Origin of the sequence: Sphingomonas rubra (assembly GCF_900115745.1) — a bacterium.
Classification (GTDB): domain Bacteria; phylum Pseudomonadota; class Alphaproteobacteria; order Sphingomonadales; family Sphingomonadaceae; genus Sphingomonas; species Sphingomonas rubra.
Map to the genome: position 1 here is coordinate 24,718 of NZ_FOXP01000004.1, position 20,736 is coordinate 45,453.

A 20,736-nucleotide genomic window follows, 5' to 3' on the forward strand; every position below is an offset into this window, starting at 1 on the left:
GAATAGCAGCGTCGCCCGACGGGTCCGTCAGCTGCCATCAGCGAAGCGGCGCCCGGTCACATCAGCGGTTGCCGCTCAACGTCCGTCGTACGGCGTCGTGCCAGCCGGCCGCGAGTCGGTCGCGGGTTTCCGCCGCCATCGACGGCTCGAAGCAGCGCTCCCGCGACCAGAGCCGCTCCAGCTCGTCCAGTCCGGACCAGACCCCCGTCGCCAGCCCCGCGTGGAACGCCGCGCCGCGCGCGGTGGTCTCCAGGTCGGCCGGCCGCTCCACCGGCGCGTCGATCATGTCGGCGAGGAAGCGGCACAGCCAGTCGTTCGCCGCCATGCCGCCGTCGACGCGGAGCATCGCCAATCGGCCGCTGCCGTCCTCGGCCATCGCCCGGATCAGGTCCATCGTCTGGAACGCGACGGATTCGAGCGCCGCCCGCGCCAGATGCGCGGCCCCCGCGCCCAGCGTCAGGCCGAAGATCGCGCCGCGCGCCTCGGCATCCCAGTGCGGTGCGCCCAGCCCCGCGAACGCCGGCACCATATAGACGCCGTGGCTGTCGGGCACGCGCGTCGCGAGATCGTCGGTCTGGCTCGCATGGGTGATGACGCCGATGCCGTCGCGAAGCCACTTCACCGCGGCGCCCGCGACGAAGATCGATCCTTCCAGCGCGTAGGTCGTCCGTCCGTCAATGCGGTAGGCGGGTGTGGTCAGCAGGCGATTGGCCGAGGTCGCGGCCTGGTCGCCGGTGTTGAGCAGGATGAAGCAGCCCGTGCCGTAGGTCGATTTCGCGGTTCCCGGCGCGAAGCAGGCTTGGCCGAACAGCGCCGCCTGCTGGTCGCCCGCCATGCCGGCGACCGGGATCGCCGCGCCGAACAGATCCGCCGCGGTCGTGCCGTAGACGTGGGCGTTGTCGTGGACCGACGGCAGCATCGCTTCCGGCACGCGCAGCAATCGGCACAATTCGGCATCCCAGCAGTGGCGGTGGATGTCGAACAGCATCGTGCGCGACGCGTTGGTCACGTCGGTGGCGTGGACCGCGCCCCCCGTCAGCCGCCAGAGCAGAAAGCTGTCGATGGTGCCGAACGCCAGTTCGCCACGCTCCGCCCGCGCCCGTGCGCCTGAGACGTTGTCCAACATCCACGCGATCTTGGTGGCGGAGAAATACGGGTCGACCAGCAGTCCGGTGCGTTCCCGGACCAGATCCTCGACACCGTCCGTGCGCAGCTCGTGGCAGCGGTCGGCGGTGCGGCGGTCCTGCCACACGATCGCGCGATGGATCGGCAGCCCGGACGCCCGGTCCCACACCACCGCCGTCTCGCGCTGGTTGGTGATGCCGATCCCGGCCACGTCGGCGGCGGCGATCCCGCTCGCTTCCAGGGCCTCCCTCGCGGTCGCGAGCACGTCGCGCCAGATGTCCTCCGGGTCGTGCTCCACGCGACCCGGTTCGGGATAGTGCTGCTGGAACTCCCTTTGCGCGATCGCGACGCGGCGCGCCTCGCCGTCAAAGACGATGCTGCGCGTCGACGTGGTGCCCTGGTCGATCACCAGGATGTGCGTCCGCGCCAAAGAACCTCTCCATCATTCTATGTTCGAACGAATGCTCATTGAGTTTCGCCCGAAGGTCAAGCATTTCGTTTATCCGCCGGGCATGGTATGTCGGCCCCCGGACCGACGGAGGCGTGTGCGATGGATCATTGGCCGGATGGGACGATCGACATGCTCGTCGTCGGCGGCGGTATCAACGGCGCCGGGATCGCGCGCGATGCGGCCGGTCGCGGCCTGTCGGTGCTGCTGGTCGAGCAGGACGATCTCGCCAGCCATACCTCGTCGGCCTCCACCAAGCTGATCCACGGTGGCCTGCGCTACCTGGAATATGGCGAGTTCCGGCTGGTGCGCGAGGCGCTGATCGAGCGCGAGCGGCTGTGGGGCATGGCGCCGCACATCATCTGGCCGCTCCGCTTTGTGTTGCCGCAAACGCAGTCGCCGCGCCCCGCCTGGATGGTCCGCCTGGGCCTGTTCCTCTACGACCACCTGGGCGGACGAGAGCGGTTGCCGGGCACCGAGACGGTCTCGCTCGCCGGTACGCCGTGGGGAAACGGCCTGAAGGCGGATGGGGGCAGGGCATTCGTATACTCGGACTGCTGGGTCGAGGACAGCCGGCTGGTCGCGCTCAACGCCGTCGACGCCGCCGAGCGCGGCGCGATCATCAAGACGCGCACCCGGCTCGTCGCGGCGGACCGTGACGCCGATGGCTGGAGAGCGACGCTCGAGACGGGCGACGGACGTCGCGAGGTGAGGGCGCGGGCGGTGGTCAACGCGGCGGGACCATGGGTCGCCGACGTGCTCGGCCGAGCCGGCGGCGGGCGGACCGACCGCGGCGTGCGGCTGGTCAAGGGCAGCCACATCGTCGTGCCGCGGCTCTACGACGGCGATCACGCCCTCATGCTTCAGAACCCCGACCGGCGAATCGTCTTCGCCATCCCGTACGAGGGTGACTATACGCTGGTCGGCACCACCGACGAGGCGTGGGACGACGCGCCGGGCCGCGCCACGATCGGCGAGGCGGAGACCGACTACATCCTCGCCACGATCGCGCGCTACTTCGAGCGGACGGTGACGCGCGCCGACGTAGCCTGGAGCTTCTCGGGCATCCGACCGCTCTACGACGACAAGGCGGCCAGCGCCTCGGCGGTGACGCGCGACTATGTGCTCGACCTCGACGCCGGGGAGGGCCGCGCGCCGATGCTGAGCGTGTTCGGTGGCAAGATCACCACCTACCGCAAGCTCGCCGAGCACGCGCTGCGCGACCTGGCGCCGCTCTTGCTCAGCGCCGGGCCCGCATGGACCGCGGGCGCGCCGCTGCCCGGCGGAGACATGCCGGATGCCGATTTCGAGCGCTTCCTCGCCGACCTGACGGTGCGCTACCCCCGCTTGCCAGAACCGCTGCTCCGGCGACTGGCGCGGGCATATGGCACGCGCGTGACGATGATTCTGGGGACGGCATCGACGACCGGCGATCTCGGCGAGGACCTCGGCGGTGGGCTGCACGTGGCCGAGGTAGACCATCTCGTCCGCCACGAGTTCGCGCGCAGTGCTGAGGACGTGCTCTGGCGGCGGAGCAAGCTCGGCCTCCACGTGCCGCCGGGCACCGCGGCGCGGGTGGACGAACATGTGGCCAAGCGCTTGGCCCGCGCCGCGTGAGCGGCAACGCGACCGACGTCGCCGCTGCGCGGCACGCGCGGATCGTGGAACTCGCGCGGGCGGGCGGCACCGTCTCCGTGGAGGCGCTCGCGCAGGCACTCGACGTCACCCCGCAAACGATCCGCAAGGACCTGACGTTGCTGGAACGCCGCTCGCTTCTCGCGCGTGTCCACGGCGGAGCGGTGGCGACTTCTGGCACCGCGAACCTCGCTTATGCCGAGCGGCGCGACCTGGCCGTTGCAGCGAAGCAGGAGATTGGCGCCGCAGCCGCCGATCTCGTGCCGGACGGGGCCAGCCTGTTCATCAACATCGGCACCACCGCCGAAGCGATCGCGCGCCATCTGGTTGAGCGGCGCAGGCTGATGGTCATCACCAACAACCTCAACGTGGTGGACATCCTGGCGGAACGGCCCGGCATCGAGGTCATCGCCGCCGGCGGGCGCGTCCGCCCGGACGATCGGGCAGTGGTGGGATCGATCGCCATGGACTTCATCAGGGGCTTCAAAGTCGATTTCGCCCTGATCGGCGCGTCGGCGATCGAGCCGGATGGCGACTTTCTCGACTTCGACGTCGACGAGGTCCACGTCTCCCGCACCATCATCCGCAACGCCCGCAATGTCATCCTGGCGATGGACTCGTCGAAGGCGGAGCGCGCGGCACCGGTGCGCATCGGCTCGCTCGCTGATATCGACTGGCTGGTTACCGATCGCGCCTCGAGTAGGTTGCAGGAGGCCTGCCGTTTCTCGCAGGTTGAACTTATTGTAACACGTAAGATCGCGTCTTGATGTTTATCGTTGTGCGAGCACTATTTTCCCAGAAATTAATAGCGTGTGGGGGCAGTTGTTTAGCGACAGCGGCATATGACGCCGGCACGCGACCACTGCCGCCTCCTACTTAATCGACGACAAGGTTGGTCTTGGGCCCTCCGGAGCCGTGGGCAGACCGAACGTTGCGCGGCGCTTCCTCCACTTGGCTACCTTCTTCTGGTTGCCGCCCGTAGCGCTTTATTAGCGCCCTCTGGTTATCTTGCTGTGCTGTATCGCTCGGCGGACTGCTTCGGTCTTTCAGGCGCTTTCATGGCTACCTGATCCATGGCGATCCTTCTATTCGTTCCGGGAACTGATGCACCATCAGGGCCCGGATCAAACATCTACAACGGCACTCCAGAATGTCTTGTTGTCTCACAATTGCCTCGGATTGATCCCTGCGGGGCGGGGGAGCCGGGCTACCAGTTCATGAGGAGTACCACGGTGCGGGTTGATCCCCGCGGGTGCGGGGGAGCCTTGAGCGGGACGGCGCCGGCCGAGCGACCGGTGGGTTGATCCCCGCGGGTGCGGGGAAGCCAGACGGGCGCGAGGTCGATCGAGGCGCATATCGGGTTGATCCCCGCGGGTGCGGGGGAGCCGCGCGCGACCGAGCGGACGGCATCACGATCGAGGGTTGATCCCCGCGGGTGCGGGGGAGCCATCCGCTGGCAGCGGTTCGCCATGTCGGTGAAGGGTTGATCCCCGCGGGTGCGGGGGAGCCAAACCCAGGGAAATACGGGCACCTCAAGCGTGCGGTTGATCCCCGCGGGTGCGGGGGAGCCCGAGGTGCGCGATCCCTGCCCCGATCTGATCAGGGTTGATCCCCGCGGGTGCGGGGGAGCCGCGTCTTCAACCAGCTCATGCTGGACGAGGTCGGGTTGATCCCCGCGGGTGCGGGGGAGCCGGTCACCGACGCCAACCCGTTGCCGAAACAGGGGGTTGATCCCCGCGGGTGCGGGGGAGCCTCGGGCCCGAACGGGCTTTTCGGGTCGGCGCTGGGTTGATCCCCGCGGGTGCGGGGGAGCCTAGAGGCGCTCGTCTTCCGCGGTGACAACGCCGGGTTGATCCCCGCGGGTGCGGGGGAGCCTCTGGTGCGATCGGCAGCCATAGGTCCGCCTGGGGTTGATCCCCGCGGGTGCGGGGGAGCCAATCCGGTGAAGGCCCCGCCCCCGCCGGCGAAGGGTTGATCCCCGCGGGTGCGGGGGAGCCCCGATGCTGTGGCTGATCGCGACGGTGAACGGGGGTTGATCCCCGCGGGTGCGGGGGAGCCCTTGGCGTCTTGACGAACGGCGAAGCGCCGAAGGGTTGATCCCCGCGGGTGCGGGGGAGCCGGCTCGTTGTCGTTGACCACCTCGCCGGTGTCGGGTTGATCCCCGCGGGTGCGGGGGAGCCACGTTAGGCCCAGTCCGCCGAGAACCTGGCCCGGGTTGATCCCCGCGGGTGCGGGGGAGCCCCACGCTGGCGGGCACCGGGCAGCGCATCCGCGGGTTGATCCCCGCGGGTGCGGGGGAGCCCCCGGCAGCGGATGGTAGCGCTTCTGGACGGCGGGTTGATCCCCGCGGGTGCGGGGGAGCCGCGAAGGACCGCACCGACCAAGTCACCGCGCAGGGTTGATCCCCGCGGGTGCGGGGGAGCCGAGAAGTCAGACACTTGGATGCCTTTCGGGAGGGGTTGATCCCTGCGGGTGCGGGGGAGCCTCTGCCGTTTAGAGTCCTGATTATACTAACAATGTCAAAGAACGTCGTGCAACCCCGAAGTCAGCCTCGCTGCTCCGGCGAATGCCGGGCGGGCAGGGCCCGGCGGACGAGTAGGACGCTCTCGTGCGCGATCACGTCCTTGGGCGGCTCGCCCAGCACCGACAGGCCGAGGCCCCCGGCGGAGGCGGGTTCGGCCCAGCACATCACGATGCTGCCCCGGCGTAATCGGCCGTGCCATTCCTCCACCACCGTCCAGATCCGGCCGCGCACGCCCGCGCTCATGCGGGGTTGCGCGGGCGTCGCGACCGTTGGTATAGGCGCGGACGCGTTTGACGGCGGTGCCTTCCGTCTTGTCGCCCTTGCGCCCCAGGCGATTGGGGCTGGCATCGGAGCCGACCCACAGCCCGATCTCGATCGGCCAGTCGCCGAGCAGCGGGCGGCCGGTGTCGCCACGATAGGCATCGCCGGTGCGCAGCAGCTCGAGCGCGCAGACCAGCCCGGCCGCGCGCCCGAGCTGGTCGAGGGTCAGCAGCCGCAACGTGTAGCGCATGACCACCGCGACGCCGGCGCCCAGCAACCCGTCCGCGCCCAGCCGGCGAAGCGCGATGGTGAAGGCGGCGAGACCCAGATACGCCTCCGTCTTGCCGCCGCCGGTCGGGAAGAACAGCAGGTCGGCGACCTCGCGATCAGGATGCTGCCGGTCGGCCATGCCGGACAGGTTGAGCAGGATGAAGGCGAGCTGGAAGGGCCGCCAGCTGGGCGCGGCGGCGCCGGGGCGGCGCGCGCGGATCGCGTCGGCGACGGCGCGGTTGGCGATGTCGAACGCCATCTGCACCCGCGCATCGGCGAGCAGCGCGATGCCCGCCGCGATCCGCGCGCGCGCGTCGTCCTGCGCCGCGATCAGCGTCGCCGCCGTCCGCCCGCGCTGCGCCGCACCGGCGATGTCGGGGGCGGCCGCGGCGGTGCGCTGCCCGGCCGACCAGTCGCCATAGGCGACAACCAGCGGCGCCAGCGCGCCCTGCAATGCCGCCCCGTCGCCGCGGGCGAGATCGGCCAGCGCGTCCATGCCGAAGGTCACGCCCGCCACGTCGGCGGCGACGGTTCGCTCGACGGCGGCGCGCGGCAGGTGGGTGGTGTGCACCCGCCGGACCACGCCGTCGTCGCCCACGACACCTGTCCCGCCAGCCGCGACGACACGTCGGCCTGCGCCGCGCGGCTCTCGGCGAGCAGCGACGGCAGGCGGTGCGACGGCGGCCCGGTGAACAGCGCATGCGCGTCGAGCAGCAGTTTCAGCCCAGCGAGCATCCCGCGTCCGCCGACCTCCGCCAAGGGGCCGAGCGGCCAGCTCATATGGCCCGACACCTCGCCGCGCGGCGCCACCACCAGCCGCAGCACGGCTTCGGTCTCGCCGCCCAGCCGCCCGGTCTCACGCGTGCCGACGATCACGCCCGCCATTACCCCGGTCTCGCGCAACAGCCGTTCGAAGCGTTGCTGCGCGGTCGCCTCCCACCCGTCGAGCGCGCCCCGCCGGTCGAGCACCAAATCCCCCTCGATCCGCACCAGCAACTGCGTCGTGCCGTCGGGCGCCGACACCGCCCAATGCGGCTCCAGCAGCGTGTCCTGTTCGCGGAAGGCGACGCGCAGCGCCTCGGGCAGCGTCGGCCCGCCCGGCGCCCCCGCCACCCGCCCGGCCGGCCAGCCCAGCACGTCGCGGAAGAACGGCCAGGCATCGTCGGCGAACCCGGCCAGCGCCCGTGCCACCGCCTCGCCATCGGCGGCCCGTTGCGGCGTGGGCCACGCGCCGATCCGCGCCAGTGCGGCGGGCGCGACAACCAGCCCGACCGGCTGGAGATAGCCGATCCAGTCGCTCGGCCGGTCATCGTCCCCGCGGCTCACGCGACCGGCCACAGATAGACGAGGCCGATCGGCTCCAGCCGCGTCGCCTGCACCCGCGCGGCGGCACGCAGCCGCTCGGGCTCGCGGATCAGTTCGTCGTCCAGCCGGGTCGCGGCGCGCTGCCACGACCGACGGTCGGCTGCGCGCTGCCGTGCCTCGGCGGGATCGAGCAGCAGCGCGAGCTGCCCGTCGTCGCTGCCGCGTTCGCGCGCGATGCGGGCGATGCGCTGTTCGAGCAGCACCTCCAGGCTGCGCGCCTCCGCCGCCGCCCGGCGCGCCAGTTCGGCCGCGACCCGTTCGGCGCGGACGGCGGCGCGCGCCTCCAGCGCCGGGCGCAAGTCGGCGACGTCGCGGCCCGCGTGCGCGGTGGCGAGGCGCGCGGTATCGGGATCGGCATCTGCGGCGGTGCGCAATGCGTCGATCAGCTCCTCCAGCACCCGCGCCTCCGCCTCACGCCCCTCGGCCAGCGGGCGGAGCGGCGGCAGGTCGCGCCAGTCGGCGGCGACGCTCAGCACCTCCTCGTGCAGCCGCGCCGCCTTCTCGCCGTACAGCGCCAGCCGGCCGAGCAGGATCACGCGAGGGGAGGGTGTCGCCGGGGTGCGGATGACGCAGGCGCGCTCCAGTCCCTGCCGGAACCCCGCCGACAGGAACCGCCCGAGCAGCCGCCGCACCAGCCGATGCTCCAGATGCAGCTGCACCACGTCGCCGGCATCGCGCCCGTCAGGCAGGATCGCCGGCGCGAAGCTGACCCGCCGCACCCCGGCATCGGCGCTGGCGCGCCATTCGCCCGGACGCTCGCCGGGACGCAGTGGGCGCGCGCGCAGTTCGTCAAGCAGCGGCTGCCAGCTCGGATCGCCGGCCAGCGCCGCCTGGTCGAGCGCGAACACCGGCGTGTCGCCGACCGCGGCGGCGCCGTCCCACCCGCCGCCGGTCCGCGTCAGCGCCAGCCCGACCACCGATTGCAGGTCATGCGGATCGACGCCGACCCGCGCCCGCGCCCTCTCCAGCGTCGCGGCCAGGTCCGCCTGCTCGCGCCGCAGCCGTGCCAGCCGCGCCTCCGCCCCGTCGTCCAGATCGCGGACGGCTGCGCGGACCCGCTCGTCGGCGCGTTCGTCGCGGATGCGGTCGGCGAGGTCGCGCACCGCCGCCCGGTCGATGCCGCCGCCGCCGAGCCGGTCGGCGATCCGGGCGCCCAGCACCTCGCCCGCCGATCCCAATTGCCGGCGGATCGCCTCCGTCTTGCGCACCAGCGCGTCGAGCACGACGTCCTCGGGCCGCTGCGCGTAGACGAAGTAGCGGCAGGTGACGGTGGGGCTGGGTTGCAGCTTGCGGTCGATCCGCCCGTTGCGCTGTTCCAGCCGCGATGGGTTCCACGGCAGGTCGACATGGATCAGGTCGTGGCATTGCGCCTGAAGGTTGATGCCCTCGCGCGCGGCGTCGGTGCACAGCAGGATGCGCAAGGGATCGGCGGGATCGTTGAACGCGCGCTTGATGGCGTCGCGCCGCTCGGTCGAGGTGACGCCCGTGAAACTGTCGATCCGCCGGTCCTCATGGGTGTCGGCGGGATCGAGCAGCACCTGCAACTGCCGCTGAAGCCAGCGGCGCGTATCCTCATACTCGGTGAACAGGATCAGCCGCCGGTCGCGCCAGCGCCCGTCCGCATCGAGCAGATGCGCCCGCGCCCAATCCACTATCCAGCGCACCCGCGCGTCCGGCGCGCTGCGGCCCGCGTCCGCCACCGCCAGCATCGCCGCGGCATGCGCGCGTTCCGCCGCCAGCAGCGTCGCCGGCGTTCCCGCCGCCCCGATCAGCGCCGCCGCCTCGTCCGCCGCGCCCTCGGCCCGGTCGAGCCGGTCGAGTGCCGCCGCTTCGTCCTCGGCCCGCTCCGGTGCATCGGACTCGGCCGGTTCGACGATCGCCGCCGCCTCGCCCGCGATCGCGCGGTCGAGGCCCGCCAGATGGACGCGCAACGTTCGCGCGAACGCCGGGATCGACGACAGCAGGCGTTGCTGCAAGCCGACGAAACCCAGCCGCGCCCGCGCCGCCTGCGCCCCCGACAGCCCGGCGATGCGGCGTTCGCGCCGGGCGCGATACTCCGCGAGCATCGCCGCCAGCACCAGCTCGGGCGCGTCCGCCGCCAGGCCGTCGATCACCACCGGCTCGACCACCCGTTCCGGAAACGCCTCGCCGAGCGCGCGCAGGTCGCTCTTCAGCCGCCGCACCATCACCGGTTCCAAGTCGGCGGGCCGCACCGGCACGCCCCGCGTGAAGCGCTGCGGGTCGAGCAGTTCCAGCAGGGTCGCGAAGCTGTTCGGGTGGCCATTATGCGGCGTCGCCGACAGGAACAGGCGGTGCTCGAACCGTTCGGACAGGTCGCGCAGGGATCGCGTGAACTGGCTCTCGATCGCGTAGCGCCCGCCGCCGGCCGGGGCGGCATGATGCGCCTCGTCCAGGATCAGCAGCGACCGGGCGCGGAAATCCTCCAGCACGTCGCGCAGCCCCGCGACATAGGCTTCCTCGCCGAGCAGCCGGTGCGACAGGATGAAGCGCGATCCCGCCGCCCAGGGGTTGGCGCCGTAGCCGCGCCGCCGTCGCAATTCCTCCAGATGGCGCGCGTCGACGATCTCGAAGGCGAGGCCGAACTTGCTCTGCAACTCGTCGCGCCACTGGCCGGTCATCGCCGCGGGGGCCAGCACCACCGTGTAATCGACGCGCCGCCGCAGCAGCAGCTCGCGCAGCACCAGCCCGGCCTCCACCGTCTTGCCCAGGCCGACATCGTCGGCGATCAGCAGGTTGACGCGCGGCAGCCGCAACGCCTTGCGAAGCGGCAGCAGCTGGTACGGGTCCAGCCGGATGCCGGCGCGGAACGGCGCCTGGAACAGGTCGCGCTCGGCGGCAGTGGCGGTGCGCCAGCGCACAGTACGCAGATAGGCGGAGAAGGTCGCCGCGTCGCCGCCGCCGCGTCCGCCTTCCCGACCCAGCGACGCCCATGCCTCCTCGTCGTGCAGCCGCGCGTCGACTTCGGCGCTCCACAGCACCCGCGCGTCCTCGCCATTGGCGTCGTCGTCGATACAGGCGATGCGATGCCCGTCGAGCGGCCCGTCCGGCTGCGCCTCGACCATCCACAACCGCCCACGCAGCGACACGAACTGCCCGACCATCGGCGCGGGCGCGCGCTGCTGTGTCTCGGCCATGCTGAACCCCTTCCGGCGGGGCAGTGCAGGCGAGGGGGTGCGGGGCCAAGCAAGGGTGGGTCCATCGCGGATGCAACAACATGGTTCTTCGAGGTAAAAGTAGCTTCATTCCGGATGTTTCGGGTTCGCCCGAAAGCGGCGTTCGCTACAGGATGCGGCGTCATCGGAAGGAGATCGTCGCTGATCTCTTTCACCTTCCCCGGCGAAGGCCGGGGGCCAGGTGGGAAGAGGATCGTAAGTAGCTCAAGCCGTCACCCAACTGGACCCCGGCCTGCGCCGGGGAGGCAGAAGATGGCGGAGGTTCGGCGATATTTTCGGGAGGGTAGGGGATGACCGAGACCGTGCAGACACCGTGGGCAAAGCTGGACCGTGACGAGGACGATCGGGTGACGGCGGCGCTGCCGCTGGTCGACCATTGCCTGGACGTCGGCACGGTGTTCGAGATCGTACTTGCCGCGTGGCGGCGACCGCTGGAGGTCGCCGCCGGCCGGCCGCTGACCCCGCTCGACATCGCCCGGCTGACCGTGCTGGTGGCGCTGCACGACCTGGGCAAGGCCAATCGCGGCTTTCAGGCGCGGATCGATCCGAAGCAGCCGAGGATCGGCCATACCGGCCAAGTCGTGGCGTTGTTGGAGGGGCCGATCCGGCGCACCCCGGCCGGCCGAATGCTCAACGGCCTGATCGACGACTGGGGCGCCTATCCGCATTTCGCGGCGGTGATGGCGCACCATGGCAGGCCGCTGGAGGAGTTCAGCGAGGACGCGATGGCGCCGGAGGACCCGTGGCGGCGCCACGTCGATCACTGGAAGGCCGGTGCCGATGGCGATCCGACCGCGCATGTGCTGACGCTGATCGACGCCGTGCGCGCGCGCTGGCCGCTGGCGTGGGAGGAGGGGCCGCCGCTGCCCGAGGCGCATCGCTTCGTCGCGCTGTTCGCCGGGCTGGTGACGCTCGCCGATTGGCTCGGCTCCGACACGCGGCGCTTCCCGGTCGAGGGGCCGCACGGTGCGGCGCGCGACGCGATGCGGCTGGCGGAGGCGCAACAGGCGGCTGCCGCGCGCGGTTTCCTGCCGCTTCCCACCCCGTTCGGCGACTTCGCGGCGGCGTTGGAGTACCCGCCGCACGGCTTCCAGACGGACGCTGCCGCCGATCTCGGCCCGGTCGCGCTGATCGAGGCGGAGACCGGATCGGGCAAGACGGAGGCGGCGCTGTGGCGCTGGCTGGAGCTGCGCCGCCGCGGCGAGGTCGACGGCCTGTTCTTCGCCCTGCCGACCCGGTCGGCGGCGGTGCAGTTGCACAAGCGCGTCAACGACATGCTGAGACGCGTCTGGGGCGAGGACGCGCCCGAGGCGGTGCTGGCGGTGCCCGGTTACCTTCGGTCGGGCGACGCGACCGGGCAGGCGCTGCCGGGCTACGCCGTCCGCTGGGACCGGGGCGAGCCGGGCGAGGAGGATGCGCGCTGGGCGGCGGAGCGGGCCAACCGCTTCCTCGCGGCGCGGGTCGCCGTCGGCACGATCGACCAGGCGCTGCTCGGCACGCTGCCGGTCAAGCACGCGCTGTTCCGCGCGGGCGTCCTGTCACGCAGCCTGCTGGTGGTGGACGAGGTCCACGCGTCCGACGCGTACATGATCGGGCTGCTCGAACGCCTGCTCGACCATCATGTCGCGGTCGGCGGACGGGCGCTGCTGCTGTCGGCGACGCTGGGGGCTGCGGCGCGGGCGCGGTTGCTCAAGACGCCGGCTCCGTCGCTCGAGGCCGCGACCGGGCTGCCCTATCCGGCGCTGTCGGGGCGGGGGCACGATCTGCGCCCGGCCGCGGGCGCGGCGCGTGCCGGCAAACGGGTGCGGATCGAGATCGCCGGGATCATCGACGACGCCGATGCGGTCGCCGCGCGCGCCGTCGCTGCGGCAAGGAACGGTGCCAAGGTCCTCGTCGTCCGCAACAGCGTGGCCGGTGCGATCGCCGTCGCGCAGGCGGTGGCGGCGCGGGCGCCCGATCTCGCCTTCGCGGTGAACGGCGTGGCGACCCTCCATCACGGCCGCTTCGCCCCCGACGACCGCAAGCTGCTCGACGCGGCGGTGGAGGAGGCGTTCGGCAAGGAGCGCGCGCCCGGCGGGCAGGTGCTGGTCGGCACGCAGACGCTGGAACAGTCGCTCGACATCGATGCGGACCTGCTCCTCACCGACCTCGCGCCGATGGACGTGCTGTTGCAGCGCATCGGCCGGTTGCATCGGCACGGACGCGACGATCGCGGCGCCTTCGCCGACGCGCGCGTGGTCGTCCTGCGCCCCGCCGAGCGCGACCTGCGGCCGCTCCTCGACCGGACGCGGGGTCGTCACGGCCTCGGCCCGGTCTATCGCGACTTCCGCCAGCTCGAAGCGACGCTGCGCCTGCTCGAAGAAACCCCCGACCTCGTCATCCCGCGCGACAATCGCCGCCTGGTCGAAGGGGCGACGCACGACGAGGCGCTCGCCGTGGTGACGCGCGATTGGGGCACCGCCGGGCAGAACCACACGGCCAGCCGATCGAGCGCGGTCGCGTCCGACCGCAACACGGCGGAGGTCGTCGCCCTGGACCTGTCGAAGCGCTTCACCGAACTGCGGTGGAATCCCGGCGGGGAAGAGGCGATGACCCGGCTCGGCGCGCGCGACGTGCTGGTCGATCTCGATCCGCCGCTGCGCGGCCCATTCGGTCTGCCGGTCGACCGGATCGCGATCCCCGGCTGGATGCGGATCGCGCCCGGCGCCGAGGTGGAGCGGATCGACGATCGCCGGTTCCGCATCGACGGCCGCCGCTTCGCCTACGGTCCCTGGGGATTGCAGGCGGGAAGTTAGCGCGTGCCACGCAATCCACCGGGTAGCGTTGCCGTCAGGCTGGTGTAAGGGACCGGCGCCAGAAACCCGATCGGACGACGGCTCCGCTTCTCCAACTTGTCACGCGAACCATGCCCGACCAGGATTTCCCGACTTCCGCCACACCACCAACGCGAACGTCGCCGGGGAGGTTGTTGGCTGACCGAACGGCCGTGCTCGTGGTCGGCCTGGTCGCCGGCTTCGCGGTCGGGCGATCCTTCGTGCCGCAGCCGGACGTCCCGCCGCCGATCATCGCCGCCCCGGCGGACGTTCCGGGCAGCGGCGTCGCTACTCCGGCCGCGGTCGCTGCCCCCGCTGCGCCTGCCGTGTCGCCGCCGGCGGGCGTGGAGCGCGCGGTGGTGGAGCGGGTGGCGCGGACGGGGGTCGTCCGGGTCGGGGTGTTCGGCGATAGTTTCGGCGTCGGCGTGTGGGACGCGCTGTACCGACTACTGCCCGAGAGCGAGGGGTATGAGGTGCTGCGCTTCAGTCGCGAGGCGACGGGGTTCACCCGCTACCGCGTCGACGATTTAGAGAAGCGCGCGCGCGAGCAGCTGGCCGCCAACCCGGTGGATGCCGCGGTCATCAGCCTGGGCGTCAACGACGCGCAGGACATGTGGGACGGCAAGCTCTACCCGTTCATGAGCGACGGCTGGAAGCAGGTCGTCGGCGATCGGGTCGACCGGTTCGTCGCGGTGGCGCGGTCGACGGGCGCGCGCGTCTACTGGGTCGGCCTGCCGGCGATGCGCGATCCGGCGCTGGATGCCAAGGTGCAGGCGCTCAACGGCTTCTTCGCCGCCCATATGGCACGGCTGGGCGTCACCTTCATCGACACGCGGCGGTTGTCCGTCGATCCGCAAGGCCGCTATGCGAGCCACCTTCCCGATCCCCGATCCGGCACGCCCCGACTGGTCCGGACCGGCGACGGCATCCACATGATCGGCATCGGCTATCAGCGCATCGTCGCCGAAGCGGTGGCCGCCATCCGCCGCTACGCCGCGCAGGTCCGGGAAGCGGCCCACCGCCCTGTGCCCGCCGCGCCGCCGGAGGGGGCACGATGATCCCGCTGCTGCTCGCCGCTGCCGCGGCGCAGACGGGGGCGCAGGTCGCGGCGCCGGTGCCCTGCGCGACCGTGCTGTGCGATGCGGATCGCCTGCAATCCTTCTTCGCCCGGCTCGCCGCGACGCGCGGGCGGGGCGAGCCGGTGCGCATCGTCCAGATCGGCGACAGCCATACGGCGGGCGACCAGATCACCGGCGCGTGGCGTAACGCGTTGCAGGCGCGCTACGGCGTCGGCGGGCGGGGCATGCTGGCGCCGGGGCGGCCGTACCAGGGCTATCTGACCCGCGGCGTCACCGCCGCACAGTCCGGCGGATGGTCGGTGCGCGGCATCTTCGGCCCCAGCTACGCCGCGGCGTCGACCGCGCGGCTGGGCTTGTCGGGCTATGCCCTATCCGCATCCGCACCGGGCGCCTGGCTGTCGCTGACCGCCGACACGGCCGCCCAGGCGTTCGACCGATTCACCGTGTGCGGCTGGGCCATGCCGGGCGGCGGCGCGGTGCAGCTGACCGCGGGCACGACGAGCGTGCAATGGTTGCTCGACGCCCCCGTGGCGGGGCCGCAATGCCGGACGATCGATACGCCCGCGGCGGCGACGAGCGCGCAGGTGAGCGTGCTCGCCGGGCCGGTGACGCTGACGTCGTGGACGGTGGAGCGGCGCGGGCGCGGCGGCGTGTCGCTGTCCAATTTGGGCGTGGTCGGGTCGCAGTTCCTCCATCTGGAGCGCGAGGACGAAGCGCTGGTCGCGGCCGAGCTGGCGGTGGCGCGGCCCGACCTGATCGTGATAGCCTTCGGCACCAACGAGGCGTTCAAGCCGAGCTTCTCCGCCGCCGACTATGACGCAGGCCTCCGGCGCGGGCTGCGGCGGGTGCAGCGACTGGCGCCGGGCGTGCCGATCCTGCTGCTCGGCGCGCCGGACAGCGCGACGGCGATCCCCTCGCTCCGCAACAGCGGCAGCGGCGAGGCGTCGGTCTGTCCGGGGCAGGCGAGGTGGGCGCCGCCCGCGGCGCTGCCCGTGGTGCAGGCGATCCAGCGGCAGCGCGCCAGCGAGGCCGGCGTCGCCTATTGGGACTGGGCGGCGCGGATGGGTGGCCGCTGCACCGCCGACGGCTGGGCGCAGGCGGTGCCGGCGCGGATGCGGGGCGATCGCGTGCACTTCACCAAGCCCGGCGCCGACGTGATCGCGGCGCTGCTGCAAGGGGATCTCGACGCTGCCGCGGCGGCGACGTCGACGCCGACGAGCGTGCCGGTCGGGCGGACACTGCGCTGAGATGCTGTTCCCGACGCTCGGCTTCGGCCTATTCTTTCTGCTGGTCTACGCGCTCGCCTGGGCGCTGAAAGCCTCCAACGAGTGGCGCAAGATCGCGCTGCTGATGGCCAGCTGGTTCTTCTACGGCGCGTGGGACGGCCGCTTCGTCGCGCTGCTGTTCGGCTCCGCCGTCGTCAACTGGGCGCTGGCGCGGGGTATCGCGGCCAGCCGCTCGCCGCGCGGGGCGCGCCTGCTGCTCACGGGGGGCGTGGTCGCGAACCTGGCCGTGCTCGGCTATTTCAAATATGTCGGCTTCTTCTTCGAGCAGTTGGCGCTGCTGCTGCACGGGCTGGGCTTCGCGCGCGACCTGCCGCTGATGCAGGTGCTGTTGCCGGTCGGCGTCTCCTTCTTCACCTTCCAGGCGATCTCCTACCTGGTCGACGTCCACAAGCGGCGGGTGGAAGCGGCGGGGCTGCTGGACCTGATGCTGCTGATGTCCTTCTTCCCGCATCTGGTCGCCGGGCCGATCGTGCGCGCGTCCGACCTGTTGCCGCAGTTCCGAGCGACCCCTCGGCTGGAACGGGGAGCGGTGGCGGCGGCGCTGCTGCTGATCGTCTGGGGCCTGTTCAAGAAGGCGGTGATCGCGTCCGAGCTGGCGGGCAGCCTGGTCGATCCGGCGTTCTTCGACCCCGCCAGCCGCTCCGGCCTGGACCTGCTCGTCGGCGCCTACGGCTATGCGGTGCAGATCTACTGCGACTTCTCCGCCTATTCGGACATGGCGATCGGCATCGCGCTGCTGCTCGGGTATCGTTTCCCGCGCAATTTCGACCAGCCGTACCGCGCCCGCTCGCTTCAGGATTTCTGGCGGCGCTGGCATATCAGCCTGTCGAGCTGGCTGCGCGATTACCTGTACATCCCGCTCGGCGGCAGCCGGCGCGGCGCGGCGCACACCTACGTCAACCTGTTCCTCACCATGTTCCTGGGCGGGCTGTGGCACGGGGCGAGCTGGAATTTCGTGATCTGGGGGTCGCTGCACGGCCTGTGGCTGGGCGCGGAGCGGTTCTGGGATCGTCATCGCCCTGCCGGCATCGCGCGGGCGCCGGGCTGGGCGGCGTGGCTGGTCACCTTCCACATCGTGGTGCTCGGCTGGGTCTTCTTCCGCGCGCCGGACCTCGACGCGGCACTCGGCTATCTCGGCGCGCTCGGCAGCGGTGGGTGGCGGAACACGCTGGTGACGCCGCTGTCGCTGGGGCTGGTGTTGCTGGGCATGGCGATCCATTTCGTGCCCCCCCGGTTGTTGCCGATCGCGGCCGTGCGGCTGCGGGGCTGGCCGGCACCGGCCCTGGGGCTGGCGCTGGGTGCGCTGGTGCTGGTGGTCGACGCCATGCGGCCCGAGGGCGTTGCGCCCTTCATCTATTACCAGTTCTGAGGTGGCGTGATGACGGTCGGTGCGGAGCGGGGCGAGATCGCGGAGGTGGGATCGCCGGTGGTGGTCCCGCCCGACGAGGCGGTCGACGCGCGCCGGCCGCTCGGCTGGACCACGGGGGTGATCCTGGTCGCGACGCTGTTCCTGGCGATCTTCAACGCGGGCAGCGCCACCGAGTGGCTGGACGAGCAGACCCCGACCGCGACGATCGAGCGACTGCGCGCACCGGTGGAGGGTTGGAGCCGCGCGACCGCCGCGCTGCACGCCGACGCCGCGCGCACGCACCTGCGCCGCTGGTGGCAGGCGCTGCGCGCTGCGCGGTTCGGCGACGAACGCCCCGGTGAGCCCGGGACGATGTAGGGCCGATCAGCGGTAGAAGATGTGGTCGGCGATGCGGGCGACGCGCGTGCGGCCCGGCATCGGGGCGCCGGCGGAGTGGAAGAACAAAGCCCCGTCCGCGGCGGAGTCGCCGTCGCCGCCCAGCGCCTCGGTGGCGACGCGGTGCGCCACTGCCCAGCGCGTGTCGTTGCGCGGCGGATCATAGGAGTCGACGTTGAAGAACTGGCCGCGCTGATTCACCACGCCGCAGGCGGTGGTCGGGAAGCGACCGTCGGTCATCCGCTCCAGGATCACCTGCGCGACTGCGACCTGACCGGCGATCGGCTGGTTGGCGGCCTCGTGCCGGATGACCTTGGCGATGCACTCGATTTCGCGTGGATCGAGGCGCGGCTCCTCTTCGGGAGCGGCGGCGGTGGTCGGTGAGAGAGGAGTCTGAACGTCGGTGGTGACGAGAACGGCGGGGGTCGGGCCGGTAATCTGTTCGGCCGGTGGCGCGGTGGGCGTTGCGGCCCAGGCCATGTGTGCGCAGATCGAACAGGCGCCTGCCGCCACGATCTGCAATACCCGCTTAGTCTCGAACTTCGACATTCATGATCGTCACCCGTGCGCGAGAGATCGTCGACAAGCGTTGCCAAAACACCTGCGTAAACCGGGCTTGCCGAGTTTCCCCCGCGTCTCGTCCGGCGACCGACCGCCATGGGGCGGCGTCTGCCAGGACTGAACTGCCCGGCCCCGGTAGCAGCGAACCGTTCACCGGCCAGCGCAACACGACGGAACGTTACGCTGGCGGGTCGAACGACGTGAAAAAGGTTCCCTGCCGACGCAAAAAAGCTCCGGCGAGGGGGCGCATCACCGGCGACTCGAACGATTCTGCGTCGCCGCGCGCATCGATGTCGGGGAGCGAGTCGTCAGTCGCGGGGGCGGTATCGCAGGCCGATCCACAGCGTGCGCGGGGTCGCGCGCTCGACGATGTCGGCGCCGCTGATACCGGCCTCCACCCGCTCGTCGAACAGGTTCTCGGCGCGGCCCTCGATGCTGAGCGCGGCGGTGACGGGGATCGCCAGATAGGCGTCGGCGGTGGTCGCGGGGGCAAGGCTGCGGCTGTTCTGGTCGTCCTCGAACTGGCGCGCGACGTGGCGGACCGTGAAGGAAGCGACGAACCCGCGGTGGCGGCCGTCGATCGTCGCGGAGACTTGGTCGCGCGGCGTCTGCGCGGGTCGCAACCCGTCGAGCGCGACGGCGGCACCGCTCGCCCGCACCCGCGGGTCGACATGGCTCCACGAGGCGCGGACGCCCACCGGGCCGGGGCGCCAGGCGGCATCCAATTCGAAGCCCTGCGAGCGGACGGCGTCCAGGTTCCGGCGCACGCGGTAGCTGCCGTTCGCCGCGACGAAGCCGACCAGCGGAAAGGTGCCGGGTCCGCGCCCCGCGGTGACGTTGGCGACCGCGTCGTCCAGCTGGTTGAGGAACCAGGTGGCGGCGATGCTGGTGGTCGGCGTGAGCGACAGCGTGGCGCCGCCCTCCACCCCGCGCAGCCGCTCGGGCGACAGTGCCGCGTTGGCGGCGGTCGCGTCCGCCCCGACGCGGAACGGGCGGTAGAGTTCGTTGAGCGTCGGCAGGCGCCAGCCGGTATAGGCGGCGGTGCGCAGCGTCAGCGGGCGCGCGACCTGCCAGGCCAGGCCGGCGCGGCCCGTCGCCTCCGTGCCCTCGCGGTCGGGAAAGGCGAGGTCGGTGAGCGCGGTGCCGGGCGCCAGCGGCCGTTCGCGCAGGAAACCGTCCGCGATGCGCCAGCGGTCGACCCGGCCGCCGAGCGACAGGGTGATCGCGCCCAGCTGGACGCTGCCATCGGCGAAGATGCCGGCCGTCAGGTTCTCGCCGCCCGCCACGCGGCGGCGGGTGGGGGCGGCGGCGACGAAGGTGTAGCGTTCCTGCGTGCGGCCGGTGACATCGCGCAGGTCGGCGCCGAGGCGCAGTTGCACGCGCTCGCCGAGCGGCGGCTCCACCTCCAGCCGCGCGCCGATGCCGGTGGCGGGCGTGTTGTACTGGTCCAGCGTCTGCGTGGCGGCGGTGCGCGCGGCGTTCACCGCGGCGAAGCTCGACGCGAAGGCGCGAGTCTGGACATAGGCGAGCGCCGACCAGCCCCAGCGGCCGCGCCCGACCAGGCGCAGGCTGGCATCGGCGCCCTCGGAACGGTTGTCGGTGAACGGCGTGCCGCGCTCGCGCGTGTCGGTGAAGGCGGCGACGCTTGTTTGAAGCTCGATGTCCGGCGCGACCGCGAGGACGCCGCGGATCGCGCCGGACGCCTGCCGGTACGGCGCCGGTCGGTCGATCGGCCCGCGGCTCTCCGCCACCGTCGGCACGAAGCCGTCGCCGCGCGCAAAGGCGGCGGAGAGGGTGGCGAAGCCGCTCGGGCGGACCAGCGCCGCCGACCCCCGTGCGTCGACCGCGTCGTGGCTGCCATAGGCGACGCCGCCGACGAACGGCGCGAGCCCGTCGGGCGCGGCGCTCTCCAGTTCCACCGTGCCGGCAAGCGCGCCGGGGCCGTAGAAGCCGCTGCCGCCGCCGCGGGTCACGCGGATGCGGCCCAGCCGGTCGGTGGCATAGGCGGGGAAGGCGACCCAGCCGCCGAACGGATCGACCTGCGGCACCCCGTCGAGGACGAGCAGCGCGCGGCTCGACGCGTTGCCGCCGATGCCGCGCAAGGTGATGCCCTGGCTGGTCGGGTTGGCGGTGCGGCTATCCGATCGGCGGAACTGCTGCAACCCGGCGACGTCGGCGAGGACGCTTTCCAGCCGGTCCGACGCGTTCGCCCGGATGCGGGCGCGATCGATCTCGACCACGTCGAACGCGCGGTCGCCGGGCTGGTCGCGCAGGCCGCGGCCGGTGACGACGATGTCGGGCGCGGCGTCGACCGGCGGTGGCGCGCCCTGCGCCAGGCCGGCGCTCGAGCAGCCCGCGAGGAGGAGCGCGGCGAAACGTGACGTGAACATGGTGGAAGGAGGGTCCTGGCGATGGTGCGGCACGGCCGGCT

Annotated in this window: 13 protein-coding genes and 1 CRISPR repeat array; of the genes, 7 read left to right on the forward strand and 6 right to left on the reverse strand. The window is 72.0% G+C overall.

Annotation, left to right across the window (positions count from 1 at the left end):
• Positions 1-61: 61 nt before the first annotated feature.
• Positions 62-1,555 (reverse strand): glycerol kinase GlpK, encoded by a 1,494-nt coding sequence (glpK, locus tag BM145_RS05840; protein ID WP_093332473.1) that lies wholly within the window; start codon positions 1,553-1,555, stop codon positions 62-64.
• A gap of 120 nt (positions 1,556-1,675) precedes the next feature.
• Here glpK and BM145_RS05845 point away from each other — a divergent pair, with 120 nt between their 5' ends.
• Entirely contained in the window at positions 1,676-3,190 is a 1,515-nt protein-coding gene (locus BM145_RS05845) for a glycerol-3-phosphate dehydrogenase (RefSeq protein ID WP_245739112.1), read from the forward strand.
• Positions 3,187-3,975, forward strand: coding sequence for a DeoR/GlpR family DNA-binding transcription regulator (locus BM145_RS05850; RefSeq protein WP_093332476.1), 789 nt, complete (start codon positions 3,187-3,189; stop codon positions 3,973-3,975). The genes BM145_RS05845 and BM145_RS05850 overlap by 4 nt, the downstream gene beginning before the upstream one ends.
• 469 nt (positions 3,976-4,444) lie before the next feature.
• Positions 4,445-5,693: direct repeats of the CRISPR family, unit length 29 nt; unit sequence GGGTTGATCCCCGCGGGTGCGGGGGAGCC.
• A 60-nt stretch (positions 5,694-5,753) separates the two neighbouring features.
• On the opposite strand, the gene cas2e is transcribed toward BM145_RS05850, so the two are convergent.
• From cas2e to drmD, 3 genes are all read right to left on the reverse strand, one after another.
• The gene (cas2e, locus tag BM145_RS16600; RefSeq protein WP_425441085.1) at positions 5,754-6,155 is read right to left on the reverse strand and encodes a type I-E CRISPR-associated endoribonuclease Cas2e; all 402 of its coding nucleotides are present in this window, start codon (positions 6,153-6,155) and stop codon (positions 5,754-5,756) included.
• A gap of 612 nt (positions 6,156-6,767) precedes the next feature.
• Positions 6,768-7,589, reverse strand: a complete 822-nt coding sequence (locus tag BM145_RS05865) for a hypothetical protein (RefSeq protein ID WP_143090111.1) — start codon at positions 7,587-7,589, stop codon at positions 6,768-6,770.
• Entirely contained in the window at positions 7,586-10,783 is a 3,198-nt protein-coding gene (gene drmD, locus BM145_RS05870; protein ID WP_245739114.1) for a DISARM system SNF2-like helicase DrmD, read from the reverse strand. Before drmD ends, BM145_RS05865 begins: the two co-directional genes overlap by 4 nt.
• 329 nt (positions 10,784-11,112) lie before the next feature.
• On the opposite strand from drmD, the gene BM145_RS05875 reads away from it, so the two are divergent.
• The 5 genes from BM145_RS05875 (at position 11,113) to BM145_RS05895 (ending at position 17,726) form a co-directional block, all read left to right on the forward strand.
• Positions 11,113-13,617 carry a CRISPR-associated helicase/endonuclease Cas3 gene (locus tag BM145_RS05875; protein ID WP_093332482.1) on the forward strand — a complete coding sequence of 835 codons (2,505 nt, stop codon included), beginning with the start codon at positions 11,113-11,115 and terminating at the stop codon, positions 13,615-13,617.
• Between the two features lie 173 nt (positions 13,618-13,790).
• The gene (locus tag BM145_RS05880; protein WP_177200101.1) at positions 13,791-14,693 is read left to right on the forward strand and encodes an SGNH/GDSL hydrolase family protein; all 903 of its coding nucleotides are present in this window, start codon (positions 13,791-13,793) and stop codon (positions 14,691-14,693) included.
• Positions 14,690-15,961, forward strand: coding sequence for a GDSL-type esterase/lipase family protein (locus BM145_RS05885; protein ID WP_093332484.1), 1,272 nt, complete (start codon positions 14,690-14,692; stop codon positions 15,959-15,961). The genes BM145_RS05880 and BM145_RS05885 overlap by 4 nt, the downstream gene beginning before the upstream one ends.
• 1 nt (position 15,962) lies before the next feature.
• On the forward strand, positions 15,963-17,369 hold the full coding sequence (locus BM145_RS05890) for an MBOAT family O-acyltransferase (RefSeq protein ID WP_093332486.1): 1,407 nt from the start codon (positions 15,963-15,965) through the stop codon (positions 17,367-17,369).
• 9 nt (positions 17,370-17,378) lie between these two features.
• Positions 17,379-17,726, forward strand: coding sequence for a hypothetical protein (locus tag BM145_RS05895; RefSeq protein ID WP_093332488.1), 348 nt, complete (start codon positions 17,379-17,381; stop codon positions 17,724-17,726).
• Between the two features lie 6 nt (positions 17,727-17,732).
• On the opposite strand, the gene BM145_RS05900 is transcribed toward BM145_RS05895, so the two are convergent.
• Entirely contained in the window at positions 17,733-18,224 is a 492-nt protein-coding gene (locus BM145_RS05900) for a cell wall hydrolase (RefSeq protein WP_177200102.1), read from the reverse strand.
• 389 nt (positions 18,225-18,613) lie between these two features.
• Complete coding sequence (locus tag BM145_RS05905) at positions 18,614-20,695, reverse strand: TonB-dependent receptor (RefSeq protein WP_093332821.1); 2,082 nt, start codon at positions 20,693-20,695, stop codon at positions 18,614-18,616.
• Positions 20,696-20,736 lie beyond the last annotated feature (41 nt).

Coding starts and splice junctions, on each gene's coding strand:
- cas2e (WP_425441085.1), bottom strand. CDS start 6,155: ATGCCTATCGTGGCGACACCGGCCGCCCGCTGCTCGGCGACTGGCCGA.
- BM145_RS05905 (WP_093332821.1), bottom strand. CDS start 20,695: ATGTTCACGTCACGTTTCGCCGCGCTCCTCCTCGCGGGCTGCTCGAGC.
- BM145_RS05875 (WP_093332482.1), top strand. CDS start 11,113: ATGACCGAGACCGTGCAGACACCGTGGGCAAAGCTGGACCGTGACGAG.
- BM145_RS05895 (WP_093332488.1), top strand. CDS start 17,379: ATGACGGTCGGTGCGGAGCGGGGCGAGATCGCGGAGGTGGGATCGCCG.
- BM145_RS05900 (WP_177200102.1), bottom strand. CDS start 18,224: ATGGCCTGGGCCGCAACGCCCACCGCGCCACCGGCCGAACAGATTACC.
- BM145_RS05885 (WP_093332484.1), top strand. CDS start 14,690: ATGATCCCGCTGCTGCTCGCCGCTGCCGCGGCGCAGACGGGGGCGCAG.
- drmD (WP_245739114.1), bottom strand. CDS start 10,783: ATGGCCGAGACACAGCAGCGCGCGCCCGCGCCGATGGTCGGGCAGTTC.
- BM145_RS05845 (WP_245739112.1), top strand. CDS start 1,676: ATGGATCATTGGCCGGATGGGACGATCGACATGCTCGTCGTCGGCGGC.
- BM145_RS05890 (WP_093332486.1), top strand. CDS start 15,963: ATGCTGTTCCCGACGCTCGGCTTCGGCCTATTCTTTCTGCTGGTCTAC.